The 13,534-nt window shown below is 60.1% G+C and carries 17 protein-coding genes; 8 read left to right on the forward strand and 9 right to left on the reverse strand.

The genetic code is table 11. The features are described from left to right. Positions 1-99: 99 nt before the first annotated feature. From CKW25_RS08265 to CKW25_RS08280, 4 genes are all read left to right on the forward strand, one after another. Positions 100-336, forward strand: a complete 237-nt coding sequence (locus CKW25_RS08265) for a glutaredoxin family protein (protein ID WP_095078696.1) — start codon at positions 100-102, stop codon at positions 334-336. A 115-nt stretch (positions 337-451) separates the two neighbouring features. Then, complete coding sequence (locus CKW25_RS08270) at positions 452-886, forward strand: LexA family transcriptional regulator (RefSeq protein WP_095078697.1); 435 nt, start codon at positions 452-454, stop codon at positions 884-886. A gap of 62 nt (positions 887-948) precedes the next feature. Further along, positions 949-1,269, forward strand: coding sequence for a transcriptional regulator (locus CKW25_RS08275; protein ID WP_095078698.1), 321 nt, complete (start codon positions 949-951; stop codon positions 1,267-1,269). A 92-nt stretch (positions 1,270-1,361) separates the two neighbouring features. Continuing rightward, positions 1,362-2,252 carry a pseudouridine synthase gene (locus CKW25_RS08280; RefSeq protein WP_095078699.1) on the forward strand — a complete coding sequence of 297 codons (891 nt, stop codon included), beginning with the start codon at positions 1,362-1,364 and terminating at the stop codon, positions 2,250-2,252. A gap of 66 nt (positions 2,253-2,318) precedes the next feature. Here the strand turns inward: CKW25_RS08280 and CKW25_RS08285 are convergent, their stop codons facing one another. After that, positions 2,319-2,540 (reverse strand): YgdI/YgdR family lipoprotein, encoded by a 222-nt coding sequence (locus tag CKW25_RS08285; RefSeq protein ID WP_095078700.1) that lies wholly within the window; start codon positions 2,538-2,540, stop codon positions 2,319-2,321. A 73-nt stretch (positions 2,541-2,613) separates the two neighbouring features. Beyond that, complete coding sequence (mobA, locus tag CKW25_RS08290) at positions 2,614-3,216, reverse strand: molybdenum cofactor guanylyltransferase MobA (RefSeq protein ID WP_095078701.1); 603 nt, start codon at positions 3,214-3,216, stop codon at positions 2,614-2,616. Positions 3,217-3,297: 81 nt separating this feature from the next. Between mobA and moaB the strand changes: the two genes are divergently transcribed. Together moaB and glp are read left to right on the forward strand one after the other, a co-directional pair. After that, a complete protein-coding gene (gene moaB, locus CKW25_RS08295) occupies positions 3,298-3,837 on the forward strand; it encodes a molybdenum cofactor biosynthesis protein B (RefSeq protein WP_095078702.1) in 540 nt (179 codons plus the stop codon). Positions 3,838-3,859: 22 nt separating this feature from the next. Then, the gene (glp, locus tag CKW25_RS08300) at positions 3,860-5,047 is read left to right on the forward strand and encodes a gephyrin-like molybdotransferase Glp (RefSeq protein WP_172736470.1); all 1,188 of its coding nucleotides are present in this window, start codon (positions 3,860-3,862) and stop codon (positions 5,045-5,047) included. A 70-nt stretch (positions 5,048-5,117) separates the two neighbouring features. Here the strand turns inward: glp and CKW25_RS26975 are convergent, their stop codons facing one another. The 4 genes from CKW25_RS26975 to CKW25_RS08320 form a co-directional block, all read right to left on the reverse strand. After that, positions 5,118-5,414, reverse strand: coding sequence for a hypothetical protein (locus tag CKW25_RS26975; RefSeq protein ID WP_256577945.1), 297 nt, complete (start codon positions 5,412-5,414; stop codon positions 5,118-5,120). 259 nt (positions 5,415-5,673) lie between these two features. Continuing rightward, positions 5,674-6,333, reverse strand: a complete 660-nt coding sequence (locus tag CKW25_RS08310; protein ID WP_095078704.1) for a response regulator transcription factor — start codon at positions 6,331-6,333, stop codon at positions 5,674-5,676. Next, complete coding sequence (locus CKW25_RS08315) at positions 6,330-7,223, reverse strand: sensor histidine kinase (RefSeq protein WP_095078705.1); 894 nt, start codon at positions 7,221-7,223, stop codon at positions 6,330-6,332. Before CKW25_RS08315 ends, CKW25_RS08310 begins: the two co-directional genes overlap by 4 nt. Before the next feature lie 453 nt (positions 7,224-7,676). Beyond that, positions 7,677-8,147 (reverse strand): hypothetical protein, encoded by a 471-nt coding sequence (locus CKW25_RS08320; RefSeq protein WP_095078706.1) that lies wholly within the window; start codon positions 8,145-8,147, stop codon positions 7,677-7,679. Between the two features lie 543 nt (positions 8,148-8,690). Between CKW25_RS08320 and CKW25_RS08325 the strand changes: the two genes are divergently transcribed. Then, positions 8,691-9,626 carry a chemotaxis protein CheV gene (locus CKW25_RS08325; RefSeq protein WP_095078707.1) on the forward strand — a complete coding sequence of 312 codons (936 nt, stop codon included), beginning with the start codon at positions 8,691-8,693 and terminating at the stop codon, positions 9,624-9,626. Between the two features lie 91 nt (positions 9,627-9,717). Next, positions 9,718-10,524 (forward strand): MOSC domain-containing protein, encoded by an 807-nt coding sequence (locus CKW25_RS08330; protein WP_095078708.1) that lies wholly within the window; start codon positions 9,718-9,720, stop codon positions 10,522-10,524. 68 nt (positions 10,525-10,592) lie between these two features. Here CKW25_RS08330 and CKW25_RS08335 read toward each other — a convergent pair whose 3' ends face one another. The 3 genes from CKW25_RS08335 to CKW25_RS08345 all read right to left on the reverse strand — a co-directional run bounded on the left by CKW25_RS08335 (position 10,593) and on the right by CKW25_RS08345 (position 13,531). Continuing rightward, positions 10,593-10,877, reverse strand: coding sequence for a pyrimidine/purine nucleoside phosphorylase (locus CKW25_RS08335; RefSeq protein WP_095078709.1), 285 nt, complete (start codon positions 10,875-10,877; stop codon positions 10,593-10,595). Positions 10,878-10,950: 73 nt separating this feature from the next. Continuing rightward, on the reverse strand, positions 10,951-11,499 hold the full coding sequence (locus CKW25_RS08340) for an exonuclease domain-containing protein (RefSeq protein ID WP_095078710.1): 549 nt from the start codon (positions 11,497-11,499) through the stop codon (positions 10,951-10,953). Positions 11,500-11,569: 70 nt separating this feature from the next. Further along, on the reverse strand, positions 11,570-13,531 hold the full coding sequence (locus CKW25_RS08345; RefSeq protein WP_095078711.1) for an acetyl/propionyl/methylcrotonyl-CoA carboxylase subunit alpha: 1,962 nt from the start codon (positions 13,529-13,531) through the stop codon (positions 11,570-11,572). Positions 13,532-13,534 lie beyond the last annotated feature (3 nt).

Raw genomic sequence — 13,534 nt, forward strand, 5'->3', positions numbered from 1 at the left:
TCTGCGCGCGGCTTCACCTCGTCATGGAAGTGGCTGGCGCTCGACGGTTTTTCATGTCCGGCCTAGAATGATCACCCATTCCTCAGTGATCTGTACCTCATGCCTTCTGAATGCCAGTTGTTCGGCACCCTTGGCTGCCATCTCTGTGAACTCGCCGAAGCGGAGCTGATGCCGCTGGTCGAGCACGGATTGTTGGTGGAACTGGTGGACATTGCGGACAGTGACGCGTTGTTTGAAGCCTACGGCTTGCGAATTCCGGTATTGCGCCGGGTCGATACGGGGGCCGAACTGGGCTGGCCCTTCGATGCCGAGCAGGTCGTGGCGTTTTTGCGCTGACCCCCTCGCTTTTGTTGCGACACGGACTCCGTTTGTCGTGATCTGCCTGTAATGCGTTGGCGCGCGCTCGAATATTCGTTTACTGTATGTGCATACAGTTATTCGGGTGGCCGTCATGTCCCTCACCATACTCGCAAGTCGTCAGCGCTTGCAGCTGCCGGATTCCGGTGAGCTGAGCATCAGTACCCTGCATTGTGCCGCTCGAGAGCAGGCGCATTGCGACTTCTCGCTAGACCGGATCGTGGGACTGGGCGCCGAGCAGGTGCGTGCGGTCCTGGTTGATGACGACAGCTTGCTGGGGTTCGGTATTTATCCCGGTGACCGCCTGATCGTCGATCGTTCGATCCAGCCTGTCCAGGATCAATACGTGGTGGCCCATCTCGACAGCGAAAACGATTACTGCGTGCGCCTGCTGGCGGCGGACCCCAAGGGCGGGCTGCTGCTCAAGGCTGCGCGGCCCTCTATCCCCTCGGTCCCCTTTGATGAACTCGACCCGGCCCCGATCTGGGGGGTCGTGCTGTGGGTCGTCAGCTATGTGGGTCGTGGGTGACGGGCTTGATTGGCTGGAACGCCAGGCGCACGCACGGGATTACGAAATGAGAGGGATGCAGCATGGTCAATGTTGAACAGTTGAAAGCCAGCGTGAACCGGATGTCGGTCGACGTGGTACGCGAGGCAGTACGGGAGTTACGCCTGGATGGCCTGGTGACGGAAGGGAAAACACCGTTCAACAAAGTGCACTTCAATACCTGCTTTGCCGAAATCGAGGCTCTGTTCCAGCGTGCGGGGTATCACCGTCAGTTGGACGTGGTCGGTTACCAGGGCCTGCTGTATGCGCTTTATGATCCTGGTCGCTGGGAAGCCGTCGATGTGTTGCGCTGGCTGAAAGAATTCACGGACGCGGCAGCGCTGCGCGAGTCCTTGACCGCGTGACGGACATCAGAGGGACCGTGTGGAATCTGTCCTAGGTCCGTTCAAGCGGTTGTTGGATAATAGCCATCAGAATTAACGGCCAGAGCTTTCGTATGTCCACCTCATCGTTTTCCGCCGCACAGAACCAGGCCAGTACGCTATATCTGCCACCAGGCAGTTGGGCGACCGTACTGGATTGCCTGTGCGAACACTTCAGCGCCATCGGGCGTGAACAATGGCTGGACAGGATCGCCCGCGGTCGCGTGCTCGACGGTCACGGCCAGGCGATTGCCGTGGACCTGGCTTACAAGGAAGGCCTGCGAATCCATTATTTTCGCGAGGTGCCTGATGAGAAGCACATCCCGGTCGTGGAAACGATCCTGTATGCCGACGAGCATCTGGTGGTGGCGGACAAGCCCCATTTCCTGCCGGTGACCCCCGCGGGTGAGTATGTCGAACAGACGTTGCTTCGTCGGTTGATCCGTCGCCTGGACAATCCGCACCTGGTGCCACTGCACCGTATCGACCGGCATACGGCGGGGCTGGTGCTGTTTTCCGCCAATCCGCAAAGCCGTTCGGCGTACCAGTCACTGTTTCCGACACGCACCATCGAAAAGCACTATGAAGCCATTGCCCGTGCGTTGCCGGCGTTGTCGTTTCCGCTGGTACACAAAAGCCGTCTGGTCGATGGTCAGCCCTTTTTTCGCATGCAAGAGGGGCCAGGCATCAGCAATACCGAAACCGCGGTCGAGGTCGTAGAAAAAAATGCTGATCTGTGGCGCTACGCGTTGTACCCGGTGACGGGCAAAAAGCACCAGCTGAGGGTTCACATGGCCGCGTTGGGGGCGAGTATCTGTAATGATCCCTTCTATCCCGACGTCTTGAAAGATGCAGAGGATGACTACGCCAATCCTTTGAAGCTGTTGGCCAAAGGCTTGCGCTTCGTCGACCCGGTGACCGGCCAGGAGCGGGTGTTCGAAAGCACCATCAGCCTGGACTGGTGAGCCGCTCCAGACAACAACAAGCCCGCGCTGGGCGGGCTTGGTCGTGTATCCGGAACGCGTCGCGACTTACAGGTCCTTGACGGTGCGAACCTGATCCTTGTTGATGCGGGTTTGCTTGCCGTCCAGCTGTTCGAACTCATAGAAACCCGACTTGTCATTGTATCTAGGGGTGTCGACAGACTGGATTTCGCGACCGTCATTCAAGGTGATGACTGCAGGTGAGGAGCAGCCCGCGAGGGTGGCCAAGCCCAAGGCAAGCATGAAAGTGGCGAGGGTCCGATGAGTCATGAGATGTCTCCGCTAATGAATTCTTGATGTCTGAACTTGAGACGTACAGCGCGCGTGCAAGTTCCAGAATAGGTCATTCTGGCACGCTGGCATGCAGACTTAACAGCTCCGGGGTATTGAGGTTGGCCAGGCGCCGGTCATTCTCTGGACACTGCAGTGCAATGGCATCAAGCATGCTCATGATACGTCCAGGGCTGCGCTCGCCCGCACTCCAGGCCTTGTCGAACTCATCCGACAGCGCGACAGGAATGATGCACAGCAACGGCTCCCAGTGTTCACCCTGACGCAACATCAAGGGTTTTTCCGGGTGCTGGCGGGCTGCCTCACGCATGGTTTGCAGCAGTTCGGCGTCCAGGCGTGGCACATCGCACGGCAGCACCATCAGGTGCGGGTGGCGTGCGGCTTTCAGCCCGGCGCGAATACCTGCCAAAGGGCCAGGGAAATCACTGTCGTCATCGTGTACCAACTGATCGGCATAGGGCGCATAGCGGTCAAGATTGCGGTTGCAGGAAATGATCAGGTCATCGGTCAAGCCCCGGGTCCGTTGGTGCAGATGCGCAATCAGAGGCAGGCCCTGCCATACGAGCAACCCTTTGTCCTGCCCCCCCATGCGCTGGCCACGCCCGCCCGCCAGGAGCAGGATGGAACAGGGCGGTAACTCAGTATTCAAGGGCATGACGCCTCTCCATCGGTGGGGCAAAAAAACAGGGCTCTGTGATATAACACCGGGCTGTTTCTCCTACAACTGGACGAGCCTATGAAAGCCAAGGCCGATGTACCTTTCGTTGCGCTGAACATCGCGGTGCTGACCGTCAGCGATACCCGAACGCTGGAAACCGATACCTCGGGCCAGGTCTTTGTCGATCGCTTGAACGCTGCCGGCCACCACCTGGCGGCGCGTGTCCTGCTTAAAGATGACCTGTACAAAATACGTGCGCAAGTCGCCACCTGGATCGCCGACGACCTGGTTCAAGTGGTGCTGATTACCGGGGGGACGGGTTTCACCGGGCGTGACAGTACGCCTGAAGCGGTCAGCTGCCTGCTGGACAAGCAGGTCGACGGGTTTGGCGAGTTGTTCCGACAGATATCGGTCGCTGATATTGGCACCTCCACGGTCCAGTCGCGTGCGCTGGCAGGCCTGGCCAATGGCACGCTGGTTTGCTGCCTGCCAGGTTCCACCAACGCGGTGCGAACCGGTTGGGATGGCATACTCGCCGAGCAATTGGATGCGCGTCACCGTCCCTGCAACTTCGTCACTCACCTGAAACAGGCGGCACCCTGTGAATCCCGCGGGTAAGCCAGGCAAGACGGGCAGCTTGATGCCCGTCGAAGTGGCGTTGGCACGCCTGTTGGAAATGGCCGGGGCATCGCCCATTGACGAGCGTGAGCGATTGCCGCTGGCTGCCGTCCAGGGACGTGTGCTGGCCAATGACCTGGTATCGACCCTTGATCTGCCGCCGTGGCCCAACAGTGCCATGGACGGTTACGCCCTGCGTCTGGCCGACTGGACGGGCGAGCCATTGGTGATCAGTCAGAAGATATTCGCCGGGCAAGCACCGGAGCCCTTGGCGCCGGGTACGTGCGCCAGGATCTTTACCGGCGCACCGGTGCCGGCCGGTGCGGACTGCGTCGAAATGCAGGAAAACGCCGAGGTCCTGAGTGACCTGCGGGTACGGTTCACCGAGCCGATGAAGGTCGGGCAGAACATTCGCCCACAAGGTCAGGAAACCACGGTGGGCGAGCAGGTGCTGAGTGCCGGCACCCGTTTGGGACCTATCGAGCAAGGCCTGGCAGCTTCACTGGGGTGCGCGGAGCTCGAGGTGGTGCGCAAGGTGCGCGTCGCCGTACTGTCTACCGGTGACGAACTGATCGAACCGGGGCAGGCCCTGGGGCCCGGACAGATCTACAACAGCAATCGGGTATTGCTGTGCAGTTGGCTGCAGCGCCTGGGCTGCGAAGTGGTGGATGCCGGTATTCTTCCGGACAATTTGCAGGCCACTCGCACGCGCCTCGCTGAGCTGGGTAGCGTTGACCTGATTCTTTCCACGGGAGGCGTATCGGTTGGCGAAGCCGACTTCCTGGGTGTCGCCTTGCGCGAAGAGGGTGAGCTGGCGTTGTGGAAACTGGCCATCAAACCCGGAAAGCCGTTGACGTTCGGTCACTTTCGGGGTGTGCCGGTGATTGGTCTGCCAGGGAACCCGGCCTCGACACTGGTGACGTTCGCGTTGCTGGCTCGGCCTTATCTCTTGCGCCGCCAAGGCGTGCAAGCAGTGGCCCCATTGCAGTTCCAGGTCCCGGCGGGATTTGTCTGGTCCAAGGCGGGCAATCGACGGGAGTACCTTCGCGGTCGGCTGGAGCAGGGCCGGGCGATTATCTATGCAAACCAGAGTTCCGGGGTCTTGCGTAGCGCGGCATGGGCCGAGGGGCTGGTCGAAGTGCTTGAGGGGCGCACCCTGGTCGAGGGCGATTGGGTCAACTTCATCCCGCTAAGTGAAGTGCTCGGCTGATCTTCATCGCGCTACCTTGTCAGGCCCGACAGCGAGTCGAGTGGGCCTGGCTCGCCGCCCTGCGACCCAGTCAGTTGATCAGCAAGACCAGTTGATCGATACGGCTGTTGGCGATCCAGCTGATGAGTCCGATGATCACGGTCATTGCGCCTGTTGAGTACGCAAGCCTCTGCTGGATGGATTTCAGGTCGCTACGCGCCGCTTCCATGTCTCTGCGGATGTGCCTGAGGTGGGCCTCCAGTTCGGCAAGGCGAGGTTCCAGGGTGCTTCCTCTGCTTGAATCGAGGCTACACAGGCATTCCGCTCGCTGATTGTCCTTCGGGGCTGCCGTGCGGATTGCCGGGATTCGCAAGTCATGGCTTGTCATATGGATGCACATCCTTGTGTGTGGCTAATCTGTTTCTGATAACGACTGACACAAGGTGTTCCAATATCAATTGACCGTCAATTCGGCTGATTCGTCGCAGCGTGTAAGAAAAAACTTCACACGTTCAGCGCTGCTGGACGCAGGCACGGTGCAATGCCGATGGCCTGCTGACGACGGGTTCTGGATGTCAGCAATGCGCCGGTGCCGCTGGAGAGGGTGAGCGCCTTCAGGGGAGGCTTGCTTTCGGGGCTGATGCAGATCAGTCGTCGAGGCTGATGATCTGCTCGCGCACGGCAAACAGCACCAGGCCCGCCACATCGAAGATCTGCAAGCGTTTCATGATTTGCGAGCGATGGGTTTCAACGGTCTTGATGCTCAGGCCCAGGCCATTGGCAATCTCGCGAGTGGATTTGCCGCGCACGATCAAGCGCAGGATCTCCAGTTGGCGTGCCGTCAGGTTATGGGTCTCGACGGTTTCCGGCGGTTGTCGGTGTGTCTGTACCAGTGCCTGATTGATCACCGTGTGTGCAATGGCCGGGCTCAGGTAGCGTTCGTTGTTGCGCAAGGCTTCGAGCGCGTGCTCCAGTTCCGTGGCGGTGGTGTCCTTGAGCAGGTAGCCGTGGGCTCCCGATTCCAGGGCACGCATGATCAACGCCGGTTCGGTGTGCATCGACAGGATCAGCACCTTGCTCTGGGGGCGAACCGCCTTGAGCGTTTGCAGCGCTTCGAGCCCACCGATGTCGCGCATGGACAGATCCAGCAGGATGATGTCTGGTCGCAGGTGCTCGACCATTTCGAGCACCTGGGCGCCATCAGTGGCTTCTCCGATGACCGAGTAACCGGGAATGTCCATGACCAGTGCGCGTACACCGGCCCTGATGAGTGAGTGGTCATCCACCAGAAGCAAGTTGCAAGTCAATGTAGAACCTTATTCGTGCTGGCCCGTTCAAGCGCGCGGGGCGCCCAGGGGAAAAGTGCGTCGATCTGCGTGCCTTTGCCGGGCTCACTGGTGACGCTCAGGGTGCCGCCCAATTGCTCGACCCGCTCTGACATCCCGGCCATCCCGCACTGCCCTTCACGGCCAGGATGGACGGCGGGGGAGAACCCCTGTCCGTCGTCACGGATGAACAGCGCAAGCCCTTGGGGGGTACGCTGCAAGCGGACCAACAGGTTATGGGCCTGTGCATGGCGCAGTATGTTGGTGACGGCTTCCTGGGTAATTCGAAACGCCGCCACTGCCATTTCCTCCGGGATGCCGGTCAGGCGCTGGTGGCATTCGAGGCTCCATTTCACGGCGGTATTGGCCAGTGTCTTGAGCAAGTGCGCGCGCAAACTGGCTTCCAGGCCAAGGCTGGTCAGTTGTCTTGGGTTGAGCAACGCGGACATGTCGCGAACTTTTGTCAGGGTTTCTTCCAGGGTTTCACACAACACGGTGCATTGGCTTTGCTGGTCGTCAGGCAGGCGGCGCTTGAGCCATTCGCCTTGTAGTCTGGCGGCTGTCAGTAATTGACCAATGTCGTCGTGCAGTTCACGGCTGAGTCGATGGCGTTCGTTTTCCTGCACTTGCAACAGGCGGTCGGCAAGTTCCTGCGGCTGAAACTTGATGGACCTGCGCGAGTGGCAATACTGCTCCAGGGCACAGCCTGCAGCCACCAGGTTCAACGCCACCAATACCAGTGGCATGGGGATGGAGAGGCCATAAACCAGCATGCTGCCCGCCGCCGAGCACAGGCAAAGCAGCAGGGTGATCCGGCGAAGGTACGTTCGGGACAGGCGCCAGGTTTGGATGGATTTCAGGCCGGCGTGCATAGCTGATGGAGCCAATGAGTGTTCGCTGCGGGCAGGCCGGTCATGGAGGTGACGGGGCTGTGTCTGGAAAAACCGGGTAAATGAATGGTCCGCTTCAAATTAGCGCAGTCTGATTGTCACAATCGGATTTTGCACTTTCCAGAAGGCAATGCCGGGCTGGATTCAGAGTGCCATTAATGTAGCGTCAATTAATTGGACCGCATGTTAACACTTAAGGCACGCCTGGTCGCGTTTGCCCTCTATTGTCCAACAGGCAGTAACAGGCTTGAATCCGAATGCCAGTTGATGACTGTTCACGGCTTTGAACGAGTTGTTCTGGCGTATTCGAAGTGCTCGCCAATCATTGGGCTTACATCGGCCATGTCGTTGTTGGAAATGAGTTATTCAAAGGCGACATGATTAAATGTTACATGGCGTGTCAATAGTTGTTCGGGGGGAGGTGCGCAGTGGGACTCAGGCATGTCTGGCCGTGAGAGTCGCACGCGCATAGCCTTTGGCGGGAACGCTGAACCGCAGGGGGGCACGTCCGATTTCCATCGCGAACGCTTCGAGCAACGACACCTGCTCGGCTTTGTCGAGGCTCAGTTCACCGGTATGGACGTCGACCAGCTCCAGTTGCCAGGCCATCAACGTGTAGCATTCTTTCAAGGCGCAAAGGGCCTGGGCGTGCAGGTCGATGTGAGGGGGCGCCTGGCTGAGCAGTGCGTGGATGGACGTCGCGAACTCCGACACCGTCCCCAGTGCCAGTGCGTCCGCACGGTTGGCCAGCGTGAGTAGCGTGCCGAGCATGCAATCGATGGCATCCTGATCGTTGTTGATCAGTTGCAGGTGGGCCAGGCACTCCTCTGACTTGGCCAGAAGGGTTTCCGCCTCGATCAGGAACTCAGGCAACCGTCGGCTCCAGTTTTTACGATCGTTCAGCATGCTTTTCTCCACGACATCAAGTCAGGTGGCGCAATGGGGTGTCGAGTGAACGGGCGTAAGGTACTGCCAGATAACCAGCCAAGTCTGTAGGACGGTTCCGGTTTTTCAGGATGGATGACGCAAGGTTTGTGTGTGTCTGGCGCGCGCTTATCCATTGCATCGATAGCAACGTGGGCGTGAAGCATGGCTATGGCACGCCCCCGTGAAGCGTGTTCCGATGGGCTGAAATAGAGGCCTGGCGTTGGTTCTGTGATCAAAAACAAAAGCCTGACTCCATTCATGCAATGAGAATGGCGTCACATTAATGGCTATTGGATATCGCGAATATCAGGTTGATCCTGATTGTGCCTAGGGGATTCCCTGATGGCGGGGAACCTGTCGCGCATTTGTTGGTCGCGAAGCCAGGAGAGAGGGGCCATTCAGTAGGATGTGATATTAATATAATATCAATTTTTTGCGGACCTGTATCCGAGGGTCAAGAAGCAGTGGCGCCCGCCGATACGCTGATTTAGTGAATTCATCAGAAAAGCCCAGGAGTCATTAATGGCCGGCATTCTCGACACGGTAGATCAACGCACGCAGCTGGTGGGTGAGAATCGCCTGGAAATCCTCATGTTCCGCCTGGCCGGTCGGCAATTGTTCGCGATCAATGTGTTCAAGGTGCAGGAAGTCCTGCAGTTGCCCAAGTTGACCTTGATGCCGCAGCGCCATCCGTTTGTCTGTGGCGTGATCAATCTGCGTGGCCAGACGTTGCCGGTGATTGACCTGTCCCAGGCCATTGGCATGCGTCCGCTGGTACCCGGCCCCAACAGCACCATCATTGTCACCGAGTACAACCGCTCGGTGCAGGCGTTCCTGGTCGGTGGCGTGGACCGCATCGTCAACATGAACTGGGAAGCCATCCTGCCGCCGCCAACCAGTGCCGGTCGCCAGCATTACCTGACCGCCATCAGCAAGGTCGATGACCAGTTGGTGGAGATCATCGACGTCGAGAAAGTCCTGGCCGAGATCGTGCCCTACAGCGCCAAGGTCTCCCGTGAAAAACTCGAAGATCCGGTACTTGAGCGCGCCCGTGGCCGTGAGGTGCTGCTGGTGGACGACTCCAACGTCGCGTTGTCGCAGTTGCGCGACACCCTGGGTCAGCTAGGGGTGAAAATGCACATTGCCAGCGATGGTCTCAAGGCCCTGAAGCTGCTCAAGGGCTGGGCGGACTCCGGGGTCGAGATGACCGACAAGCTATTGATGGTCTTCACTGACGCCGAGATGCCGGAGATGGACGGTTATCGCCTGACCACCGAGATCCGCAACGACCCTCGTCTGCGTGGCTTGTATGTGGTGCTGCACACCTCACTGTCGGGTAGCTTCAACGACTCGATGGTCAAGAAGGTCGGTTGCGACAACTTCCTGTCCAAGTTCCAGCCCGACAAGCTGGTCGACGTGGTGCGTGAGCGCCTGATGCGCGATCAAGTCCCTGCCTGACAACCGCACAAAAAAGGTGGGCACGCCGTCAGCCTTTGATTCGATGATCAAGCTCGTATAGGGTGGCGTTTTTGCCAATCAGGAGCTGGCCATGTTGCGTCTGAGCGCGCTGTACCGTTATCCACTCAAGTCCGGCAAGGGTGAAACCCTGCAGCGGGCGAGCCTGGACAAACTGGGGCTTGCCGGTGACCGACGCTGGATGCTGGTGGATGAGGCCAGTGGACGCTTCCTGACGCAGCGCGCGGTATCGGCCATGAGCCAGTTATCGGCCTTGTGGAATGCCGGCGGCGGCCTGACCCTCGCGGCGCCGGGCCATTTGCCGATTGAGGTTGCCTTGCCGGCAACGGATGCCGACTTGCGGGGTGTGACCATCTGGGGCGATACCCTGCGGGTGCCGGATGCCGGTGAAGTCGCGGCAGCCTGGGTCAGTGCGTTTATCGGCAAGCCGACCCGGCTGGTGCAGGTCCCCGAGGCGCTGGCCCGCACCACGCAGGCCGGCTATGGCAAGGACGACGATAAAGTGGCGTTTGCCGACGGCTTCCCGCTGTTGTTGATTGGCCAGGCGTCGCTGCAAGACCTGTCGCAACGGGTGGGGCGCCCCTTGGAAATGCTGAGGTTCCGGCCGAACCTGGTGATCGAGGGCAGCGAGGCGTTTGCCGAGGATGGCTGGAAGCGCATTCGCATTGGCGATGTCGAGTTCCGAGTGGTCAAGCCGTGTTCGCGCTGCATCCTGACCACCATCGATCCGCAGACCGGCGAGCGCAGCGAAGACCGCGAACCCTTGGCCACCCTGCAACAATACCGGGCCCGGGAAGAGGGCGCGATGTTCGGCCAGAACCTGGTCAATGATGGCAACGGCGTGCTGGAAGTGGGCATGCCGGTGACGATTCTCGAATAAGTTGCCAGTCCTGCAAGCAAAAATGCCCGTGTCCTTGGACACGGGCATTTTTCATCGCGAAGAGTCTCTTAACCGCGGTATTCGCACAGGTAAGCGCTGTCGACGGCGACCTTGAGCTGGAACTTGCTGTTGGCCGGTACGTTGAACTGGCTGCCGGCGGCGAAGGTTTCCCAGTCGCTGCTGCCAGGCAGCTTGACGGTCAGGGCGCCGGAGACCACGTGCATGATTTCACGCTGGCTGGTACCGAATTCGTATTCGCCCGCCGCCATGACGCCGATAGTGGCCGGACCTTCAGCAGTGCCGAAAGCAATCGACTTGACGGTACCGTCGAAGTACTCGTTGACTTTAAACATGGGCGATTCCTCGAAAAGGGCTAAAAAGGCCGGCCAGTATGCACAAGGCCATTTCGCCCGTCACCTGTTGCCCTCAAGGATTCGCCGGAAGCGTCAGGGGCAGCAAGCGTGCGGTATTTCGCGCGTCCTCCAGTGCCCGGTGCTGTTGTCCGGTGAACTGCAAGCCAGCCAGTTGCAGGGCGCCATTGAGCCCCAGCGGCCGCTCCAGGCGGCGAGCCTTGGCAAACCGCTGCTTGAGATTCATGTGCGGGACACGACTCAGGGCGCTGTCGAGCTGCAGGCGTTGCCATTCCTGAAGCAACTGCTTGCGGTCGTAGTCTCCCCAACTGACCCAACCTTCCAGGCGGGTGTGATGCTGGCCCAGCCAGCGCTCGAACAGCGGCCAGACATCGCTCAGCGGTTGGGCCGCATCGATACTGGCCTGGGTGATATGGGTCAGCTCCCGGCAAAAGGGGGTCAGCAATGGCCGCCGCAATGGCCGTACGAAGCGCTGGAAGTGATCCAGCTCACGGCCCTGGCGATTGACCAGCGTGGCGCCGATCTCGATGATTTCCATCTCTTCTATGGGCCAGCCACCGTCATCGGTTGTCGCTTCTAGATCAATTACCAGCCAATGAGGCATTGCAGGGTTCCTGGTATCCGCGTCCTGATAAGGCTGAGCGTAGCCAACCCCGACGGATCCGCCTAGCGGCTTATTCAACCTCCAGCAAAATCTGCCGGTTTTTGACCTGGTCGCCAGGGCTGACCTGCAAGCGTTTGATCACGCCATCGATGCCGGCCTTGAGCGGGTGCTCCATTTTCATCGCCTCCAGCACCAGTAGCAGTTGACCCTTGCTGACGGCCGTCCCTTCACTGACCAGTACATCGACAATGGCGCCATCCATGGGGGCCTTCAGCGTACCGCTACTGACACTGGCCTGGCCGCCGACTGCCGCCAATGTCCGGTCCTGCAACAGCAGGGCACCGGGGTGGGTAAACAGCCAGAGTTGTCCATGGGCCAATTGATAGCTGTACCGTCGGCGAATGCCGTCGATGTCCAGGTGGACGGAGCGAGGGTCGATGTCGAGCACGGTCAGTTGCAGTGTTTGCCCGGCCACCTGGATGCGTAACTGACCCGCGGCCTGGACCGTCACTTCGCTCGCCCAGCGACTATCGTGCGCACCGATTTGTTGCTGCAACGGGGCATTGGCGTTGTTGCGCCAACCCGTGAGCCCCGGCGCGTGGGCGCGGGCGGACTGCTGGTAGAAGATCGCTGCGGCAACGGCCAGTTCCTGGGCCGTGGGTGTGTGCGGGTGCAGGCTTGGGTGATCGCTGAAGTGTTGCGCGATAAAGCCGGTGCTGAAGTTTCCGGCAATGAACTGCGGGTGTTCCAGTAACCCGGCGAGCAGTCGCTGGTTGGTCTGTAATCCGAGCAAGGCACTGTCTTCGACTGCCCGCAACAGCTTGCGCCGGGCTTCTTCACGGGTCGCGCCGTAGGCGATGATTTTGCCGAGCATCGGGTCATAGAACGGGCTGACCTGCTGGCCTTCCAGCAGGCCGTGGTCAATCCGTACACCGTCCTGCACGGCCGGCTCCCAGCGAGTGATGTGCCCGGTCTGGGGCAAGAAACCCTGGGCCGGGTCTTCGGCATAGAGCCGCACCTCCATGGCATGGCCCTTGAGCGTTACCTGCTCCTGGTTCATGGGCAGCGGCAATCCGGCGGCAACGTCCAGTTGCCAGGCCACCAGGTCGATGCCGGTGATCAACTCGGTCACCGGGTGTTCGACCTGCAAGCGGGTGTTCATTTCCAGGAAATAGAATTGTCCGTGGGCGTCGAGCAGAAACTCGACGGTACCGGCGCCCACGTAATGGACGGCGCGTCCCGCTTTCAGGGCCGCTTCGCCCATCGCTTGACGCAGCTCGGCCGTCATGACTGGGCATGGGGCTTCTTCAATGACTTTTTGATGGCGGCGCTGGATCGAGCAGTCGCGCTCGCCGAGGTAGATCAATTGTCCGTGCTGGTCGCCGAACAGTTGAATTTCAACATGACGAGGGTCGATCAACGCTTGTTCGAGAATCAGTTCGTCGCTGCCAAACGCATGCAGGGCTTCGGAGCGTGCGGTGCGGATCTGTTCCAGCAATTGGTGGGGATTGTGCACCAGGCGCATGCCACGTCCGCCGCCGCCGGCGCTGGCCTTGATCATCAACGGGTAGCCGATGCGCTCGGCCTCGCGACTGAGGGTGGCGTCGTCCTGTTCAGGCCCTTGATAGCCTGCGATGCACGGCACACCGGCAGCCAGCATGGCGATCTTCGACAGGCGCTTGCTGCCCATCAGTTCGATGGCGGCGGGGCTCGGGCCGATAAAGGTCAGCCCGGCATCGGCGCAGGCGCTGGCGAAGTCGGCGTTTTCCGAGAGAAAGCCGTAGCCCGGGTGGATGGCGTCGGCTCCGCTGCGTCGTGCGGCATCGATGATCGCCTCGGCGTTGAGGTAGGACTGGGCAACCGCGGCGGGGCCGATGTTGATCGCTTCATCGGCCATGCGCACGTGCAGGGCGTCGGCATCGGCATCACTGAACACCGCCACCGTGCGATAGCCCAGGGCCTGGGCGGTACGCTGGATGCGGCAGGCGATTTCACCACGGTTGGCGATGAGGATTTTGCGCAGGGTGGGCATGGT

The sequence above is a fragment of the Pseudomonas sp. Irchel s3h17 genome (genome assembly GCF_900187505.1).
Classification (GTDB): domain Bacteria; phylum Pseudomonadota; class Gammaproteobacteria; order Pseudomonadales; family Pseudomonadaceae; genus Aquipseudomonas.